The sequence below is a fragment of the Microbacterium sp. B24 genome, from assembly GCF_000333415.1.
In the GTDB taxonomy this organism is placed as follows: domain Bacteria; phylum Actinomycetota; class Actinomycetes; order Actinomycetales; family Microbacteriaceae; genus Microbacterium.
The window spans coordinates 1-6,807 of sequence record NZ_BADB01000060.1 but is presented as its reverse complement, the minus strand read 5'-3'; the positions used below and the strand labels follow the sequence as shown (position 1 = coordinate 6,807).

The following is a 6,807-nucleotide window of genomic DNA, read 5'->3' as shown; positions in this document are numbered from 1 at the left end:
AGTTGCTGCTGGCCGGTGATCTCCCCACCACCGCCTGAGCGACGGCGGCTGTCGCAGCGGCTGATAGGATCGTCGACGGAAGTGTGTCCGAGCGGCCTAAGGAGCATGGCTGGAATCCATGTAGGCGGGGTAACTCGCCTCGCAGGTTCAAATCCTGTCACTTCCGCTCAGTCGAGAACCCCGTCCACGCGAAAGCCTGGGCGGGGTTCTCGCATTCGCGCTGTCTTTGGAAAGCGAGCAGGATCGACGTGATCGGCGATCCAGTCGGGAGCCTTGCCCCTGGCGTGTGGTGCGCAAACCAGTCGAGGATGTCTCGCATGGAACTCACGAATGGCTTCTGGGGTGACCAGGGGCGACTCGCGCGCGTGACATCTGGTCCGTGGGTGGGTCGACTTCTGTTCGTCTACCCCGACACCGGCGCGGAGTGGTGGACGTTCGTCTTGGATCCGCCAGCTGTAGACGGAGTTCCCGGTGATATGTACTTCAGAGGCAACGACGAGGTGGGATCGTTGCTCGAGCAGTGGAGAGTCGAGTGGCTACCGCGCGATGCTGACGAAGTTGAGCTGGAGAGAGTTCGGTTCGGTTGGAGGCCACTGCGCGGCGGCGTGGATTGGCTGCAGGACTGACGTCCACGCGAAAGCCTGGGCGGGGTTCTCGCGTTACGGCGCTCCGTCGGGGCGGCGACGTTCGACCAGGATCGTGTCGCGCCACTGACCCGCCCACGGTCCGTAGGTCATGAGCGCGATGCGCTCCCGGTGACCGACGCGGCGGAACCCCGCTCGCTCGTGAAGGGCGAGGCTCGCATGGTTGTCCGGGAAGATGCCCGACTGCACGGTCCATACCCCGGCGGCATCCACCGCCTCGACGAAAGCGGCAAGCAGCGCCCGTCCCACACCGCCCCCGCGAACGCGGGCGGCGACGTACACCGAGTGTTCGACGACGCCGCGGTACACCTCGCGGGTGGAGACGGCCGACGCGGCGACCCAGCCGGTGACGCCGCCGTCGGCGTCGACGGCGACCAACCGGCCGACGCCGAGCTTGCCGGTGTCGAAGGCCTCCCACGCGGGCGGCTCAGCCTCGAAGCTGGCGTTTCCCGTGGCGAGGCCTTCGCGATAGATCGCCTCGACCTCCGGCCAATCTTCGGGCCGCATCGCGCGGATCGCGACCGCCTTCACGGGCGGAGCGCGTTCGCGGCCTGGTCGAGGGCATCGGTGACGACGCGGAAGTACGCCCAGCGCCCGCGCTGCTCACGCGTGGCGAGCCCGGCATCCACGAGAAGCTTCATGTGGTGGGACACGGTCGGCTGGGAGAGGCCGACCGGTGCGGTGAGGTCGCAGATGCAGGCTTCACCGCCCTGCGATGCGGCGATCAGCGACAGCAGGCGCACCCGCGTGGGGTCGCCGAGCGCCTTGAAGGTGCGGGCGAGCGTCTCTGCCTCGTCCGCCGTCAGTGCATTCGCGGGCGCGGTCGAGCTGCACCCGTCGGCGGTGTTCGTCAGGAGGGGCAGCAGCGTCGGCATCTTTCGATTGTGCACCTCGTATTGACATCTGTCGATGCATGCCGGAATCTTGACCCATCGACAGATGTCGATACGAAGGAGGACTCCGGTGGATGACGTACTGCCCGTCGCCGTGATCGGCGCCGGCCCCCAGGGGCTCGCCGCCGCCGCTCACCTGATCGAACGCCGGATGCCGGTCGTCGTGCTCGAAGCGGGAGACACTCCGGCCGCTGCGGTGGCCGAGTGGGGCCATGTGCGCCTGTTCTCCGACTGGTCCGAGCTCGTCGATGCCGCCAGCGCCCGCCTTCTTGACGCGACGGGCTGGACACCGCCGCCGAGCGGCTACCCGACCGGCGCGCAGTGGATCGGTCGCTATCTCGCACCGCTGGCCGACGCGCTCGGCGATCGTGTTCGTTACGGCGCGCGCGTCGTCGGCGTCTCGCGGTCGGGACGCGACCGCCTCGTCGATGCCGGTCGCGGCGATCAGCCCTTCACGGTGCACGTCCGACCGACCGGCGGCGACGACTACCGCCTCGCGGCACGCGCCGTCATCGACGCCTCCGGTACGTGGGAGACCCCCAACCCCGCGGGTGCGGACGGTCTGCCGGCTCTCGGCGAGCGCGCGGCGGCCGACCGGCTCAGCTACCGCATCCCTGATTTCCGAGATCGCTCCGGGTTCGAGGGCAGACACACCGTCGTCGTCGGTTCCGGGCATTCCGCCCTCACCGCGGTCTTGGCCCTGGCACGATTGGCGCGCCGCGACCCGTCCACGACGGTGACCTGGGCGCTGCGTCGTGCGAGCGCGCGGAAGGCGTTCGGCGGGGGTGAAGCAGACGAGCTGCCCGCGCGCGGAGCCCTCGGCATCCGGGCGAAGGAGTTCGTGGATGCCGGTCTCGTCTCGCTCGTGACGGGGTTCCGCGTGGAACGCGTCACGGATGCCGGTGATGGCGTGGTCCTCGTGGCGGAGGACGGTCGTCACCTCGCTGCCGACAGGGCCGTCGTGCTCACCGGGTTCCGCCCCGACCTGTCGTTCCTGTCAGAGCTGCGTCTGGAGCTCGACTCCACCTTGCAGGCTCCCGTTCGCATCGCCGCCGAGGTGGATCCGAACGTGCACTCGTGCGGCTCGGTCGCCGCCACCGGCGCCGCCGACCTCGCCCACCCCGAACCGGGTTTCTTCATCGTCGGCGCGAAGTCGTACGGCCGCGCGCCGACCTTTCTCGCGCTCACCGGGTACGAGCAGGTGCGCAGCGTCGTGGCCGAAGTGGCGGGCGATCACGAGGCCGCACGGCGTGTCGAGCTGGTCTTGCCCGATACTGGCGTGTGCGGCGGTGCCGGGCTCTTCGACGCCTCGGGCGCTTCGCGTGGCGGCGCCTGCTGCGCACCGCCGCCTCAGCCCGTCTCGATCATCCCGACCGCGCCCGCCCTCTCCTGACACCCGAACGAGGAATGCCATGACCGACTCCACAAAGCCCGCCGTCCTCTTCGTCTGCGTGCACAACGCCGGCCGCTCTCAGATGGCCGCCGGATACCTCCGTGCGCTCGCCGGCGACCGCATCGATGTGTTCTCGGCCGGCAGCGAGCCGGGCAACGCGGTCAACCCGGCAGCCGTGGCCGTGATGGCCGAAGAAGGCATCGACCTGTCCTCGGCCACCCCGCAGATTCTGACGACGGACGCCGTGCGCCAGGCCGACGTCGTCATCACGATGGGATGCGGGGATGCATGCCCCATCTTCCCTGGAAAGCGCTACGAGGATTGGCAGCTGACCGACCCGGCGGGCCAGCCCGTCGAGGTCGTCCGCGGGGTGCGTGACGACATCAAGGGGCGGGTGCAGGAACTCATCGCCAGCCTGAGCTGACCGGCTGCGGCTCGACGGGAGCGAGAAACGAATCCCGACCGCCGGGAATGCACCGGTCATCGCCGCCGTTGGAGTGACGGGCGGTCCGCGTTCGCGTCTCACCCGCGTCATCGTGCGTCATCGTGACTCGCGAGTGCACCGGTCGCGACGTAACGTCGACACCCTGCGAAGTTCCACCCGGCATCCGCCGACACAGGAGATATCCCCCTCATGAGTTCCACCAGCACCACCGCGCCCGCCGCGCGTCCGCCCAAGCCGAAGAAGCCGTTCTACCGCTCGTTCGGCTTCCAGATCACGGTCGCGCTGATCGCCGGCATCCTGCTCGGCATCCTCGCCCTGAACCTCGGTCCGGATGCCGCGGGCAACCCCAACGGCCTGTCCGCGACCCTGTCGACCATCGGCTCGTCCTACGTGACGCTGCTGAAGGCTGCCGTCGTCCCGCTCATCTTCCTCGCGGTCGTCGCCAGCATCACGCAGCTGCGCAACGTGACCAACGCCGCGCGGCTGGCGGGTCAGACCCTGCTGTGGTTCGGGATCACGGCGCTCATCGCCGTGACCATCGGCATCGTCCTGGGCATCACGATCCAGCCCGGTAACCGCGTCGCCCACGACCAGCTCACGACCGGCGCCCCCTACACGGTCGGCACGTGGTGGAACTTCCTCAAGGGCCTCATTCCGCAGAACGTCCTGGGTCTGACCGTCTCGAGCTCCGCAAGCGACTCCGGTGCGATCACCTCGACGGTCGGATTCAACGTGCTCCAGGTCATCGTGGTCTCGGTCGCCGTCGGCATCGCCGCGCTCAAGGTCGGCAAGCGCGCCGAGCCGTTCGTCGCGTTCACGCAGTCGTCGCTGAAGATCGTGCAGCGAGTGCTCTGGTGGATCATCCGGATCGCGCCCCTCGGCACTCTCGGCCTCATCGCCTCGGCGGTCGTGCAGTACGGCACCGACAAGCTGCTCACGCTGGTCTGGTTCGTCGTGGCCGTCTACGTCGGACTCGTGCTCGTGCTGTTCGTCGTCTACCCGATCCTCGTCAAGAGCCACGGCCTGTCGATCAAGCAGTACTTCTCCGGCGTCTGGCCGGCCGTGCAGCTCGGGTTCGTCTCGCGCTCCTCGATCGGCACACTCCCGCTGACCCAGCGCGTGACCGAGCGCAACCTCGGCGTGCCGCGCGAGTACGCCTCGTTCGCGGTGCCGCTGGGTGCCACGACCAAGATGGACGGCTGCGCCGCGATCTACCCGGCGATCGCCGCGATCTTCGTCGCCCAGTTCTTCGGCATCGAGCTGAACATCGTGTCGTACCTGCTGATCGCGCTCGTCTCGGTCGTGGGCTCGGCGGCCACGGCCGGCACCACCGGTGCGACGGTCATGCTCACGCTGACCCTCTCCACCCTCGGCCTGCCGCTGGAGGGTGTCGGTCTGCTCCTCGCGATCGACCCGATCCTCGACTTGGGCCGCACCGCGGTCAACGTCGCAGGCCAGGCCCTGGTGCCCACGATCGTCGCGAAGCGCGAGGGCATCCTGGACCGCGAGCTGTACGACGCGCCGCGCGACGGCGAGCCGTTCGCCGACGACTCGGCCGACGACGCCGACGAGCAGGCCCCGGCACTCGCGCGCAGCTGATGACTGATCGCGACGCGCCGGTTCAGGCCGGCGCGTCGCGATCGGCCAGGCCGGAGCCCGGCCGCACGACGAGCGACCACGGCAGCGCCACGACGCGCGCGCGCCGCGCTGCGGGCAGTGCCGCCAGCATGGCCGATCGGATGCCGACAGCGGCGCTCATCGCGGCGGTATCCGGGCCCGCGCCGGCCGCGTCCGCCGCGTAGTTCGCCCGCTCGACGGCGGCCACGAGCTGAGACATCGGCGTCGCGGGGGCGCCCCCGGCGCTGACGAGGAAGGCGCCGAAGGCGCGTGGCGAGCGCGACGACGGCACCGGCAACCCCGCGTCGATCGCGGTGTCCTGCACGAGGCGCCACGCGGCGGTCACCGTTCCGCGCCGGCGCAGCATGAGCCGCCGCACCGCCCCCGCCACCCCCGGCAGCGCGGCGACCACGATTACGGCGCCGAGGATGCTCAGCAGCGGACGCAGATCGATCAGCGTCGGGCCCGAGCCTGCGGCATCCGTCTGCGCGCCCTGCTGCGGATCGTTCACGTCGGCCGTCGGAGCGGTCGTCGGAGCGGTCGTCGCCTCCGGAGTGGCCGAGGTCGTCGGCGGCGTGGTCGCGGTCGAGGCTGCGCTGTCGAACCGCGTCTCGGTGCCGAGGCCTTTGGTCGGCTCGAACGGGACCCATCCGATGCCGCGGAAGTACACCTCGGGCCACGCGTGCAGTTGGCGCCCCGTCACATCGATGACGCGCTGGCCGTCGACGACCTGGCCCGTGAACGAGCCGGGAAGGAACCCGACCACGATCCGCGTCGGCATGCCGAAGCTGCGAGCCATGAGGGCGAAGGCGCCCGCGAAGTGCACGCAGTATCCGGTCTTGGCTTGGAGGAAGGCGGCCACGGCGTCGACGCCCTGTCCGTCGAAGCCGTCCTGCACCGGCGCGTCGAGCGAGTAGGTGAACTCCGGACCGCGGAACCAGTCCTGCAGAGCGATGAGCTTGTCGTAGTCGGTGGCGGCCTGCGCGGTGACCTGGCGAGCGAGCTGCGCGATGATCGGCGGGCTGCCTGCCGGGATGGAGTCCACGTCGATGCGCAGACCCGCACCTCCTGCCGACGAGGCGCGGATCTGCTCGAGCGTCGGCTGGGCGATGTCGGAGACGACTGTGTACTGCTGTCCCTGCGTCGCTCCGGCCGCGCCGGCGACGGTGCGGTTGTACGGGGCGAACTGCCACGCCCCGGTCAATCCGTCGACCTCGGTGGCCGGGTAGGGGACGGGCGCGTACGCCGACGCGAGGTTCTTGATCGCGACGGTCGTGCGGGTCTGTACGACGGCGATGTCCGCCGAGAGCTCGACGGGCTCGAGCGGCGCTGCGCTCAGATCGACCGTGCTCGTGCGATCGGGCTGCCACACCGTGCCATCGAACAGCGACAGCGTCGCCACGCGCAGGTAGGGCACGCTGGTGCCGTCGGTGCGCAGGGTGAGCACCGTCGCGCCGTCCTGGCGCCGCAGGTCTTTGCCGAGATCCAGCGACGGATCGATCATCGTGGAGGTCCCGAACCCCGCCGCGGGAACCGACGCTTGCAGCGTGGGTCCGACCGCGAGCGCCGCGATGATCGCGACGGCGCCGATCGAGGTGGCGACGGCCGCGACGCCGCCGGCGCGCGCGGTGACGGCGCGTGGGGACGCGGCGGCGCTGGGTGTCTCGCGGGTGCGGGTCTCGGCGCGGATGAGCAGCAGCACGGATGCCGCGAGCAGGACGAACGCCACGACGTCCACCCCGGCCGGTACGGCGATGGCCGGGATGAGCCAGACGGCGACCAGGGCGACGCTGGGCAGCCAGCGGCATCCGTGCG

Annotated in this window: 7 protein-coding genes and 1 tRNA gene; 5 read left to right on the top strand and 3 right to left on the bottom strand. The window is 70.2% G+C overall.

Annotated features, from left to right (window positions below; translation table 11 throughout):
- Positions 1-77 precede the first annotated feature (77 nt).
- A tRNA-Ser gene (locus tag I5I_RS01360) sits at positions 78-166 on the top strand.
- 151 nt (positions 167-317) lie between these two features.
- Positions 318-626 (top strand): hypothetical protein, encoded by a 309-nt coding sequence (locus tag I5I_RS01355; protein WP_036315483.1) that lies wholly within the window; start codon positions 318-320, stop codon positions 624-626.
- 33 nt (positions 627-659) lie between these two features.
- Here the strand turns inward: I5I_RS01355 and I5I_RS01350 are convergent, their stop codons facing one another.
- Positions 660-1,175, bottom strand: coding sequence for a GNAT family N-acetyltransferase (locus tag I5I_RS01350; protein WP_036315482.1), 516 nt, complete (start codon positions 1,173-1,175; stop codon positions 660-662).
- Entirely contained in the window at positions 1,172-1,519 is a 348-nt protein-coding gene (locus I5I_RS01345) for an ArsR/SmtB family transcription factor (RefSeq protein WP_036315480.1), read from the bottom strand. The genes I5I_RS01350 and I5I_RS01345 overlap by 4 nt, the downstream gene beginning before the upstream one ends.
- Positions 1,520-1,607: 88 nt before the next feature.
- Between I5I_RS01345 and I5I_RS01340 the strand changes: the two genes are divergently transcribed.
- The 3 genes from I5I_RS01340 to I5I_RS01330 all read left to right on the top strand — a co-directional run bounded on the left by I5I_RS01340 (position 1,608) and on the right by I5I_RS01330 (position 4,974).
- Complete coding sequence (locus I5I_RS01340) at positions 1,608-2,930, top strand: FAD-dependent oxidoreductase (protein WP_036315477.1); 1,323 nt, start codon at positions 1,608-1,610, stop codon at positions 2,928-2,930.
- 19 nt (positions 2,931-2,949) lie between these two features.
- Positions 2,950-3,354, top strand: coding sequence for an arsenate reductase ArsC (locus tag I5I_RS01335; RefSeq protein ID WP_005051312.1), 405 nt, complete (start codon positions 2,950-2,952; stop codon positions 3,352-3,354).
- A 210-nt stretch (positions 3,355-3,564) separates the two neighbouring features.
- Positions 3,565-4,974 (top strand): dicarboxylate/amino acid:cation symporter, encoded by a 1,410-nt coding sequence (locus I5I_RS01330; RefSeq protein WP_036315475.1) that lies wholly within the window; start codon positions 3,565-3,567, stop codon positions 4,972-4,974.
- 22 nt (positions 4,975-4,996) lie between these two features.
- Here the strand turns inward: I5I_RS01330 and I5I_RS01325 are convergent.
- Positions 4,997-6,807: transglutaminase family protein (locus I5I_RS01325; protein WP_239639984.1), on the bottom strand; the 1,811-nt coding region annotated here is incomplete at its 5' end.

What these genes read in the sequence shown, in the direction of transcription:
- I5I_RS01355 (WP_036315483.1), top strand. Translation starts at nt 318, where the DNA reads ATGGAACTCACGAATGGCTTCTGGGGTGACCAGGGGCGACTCGCGCGC.
- I5I_RS01345 (WP_036315480.1), bottom strand. Translation starts at nt 1,519, where the DNA reads ATGCCGACGCTGCTGCCCCTCCTGACGAACACCGCCGACGGGTGCAGC.
- I5I_RS01335 (WP_005051312.1), top strand. Translation starts at nt 2,950, where the DNA reads ATGACCGACTCCACAAAGCCCGCCGTCCTCTTCGTCTGCGTGCACAAC.
- I5I_RS01330 (WP_036315475.1), top strand. Translation starts at nt 3,565, where the DNA reads ATGAGTTCCACCAGCACCACCGCGCCCGCCGCGCGTCCGCCCAAGCCG.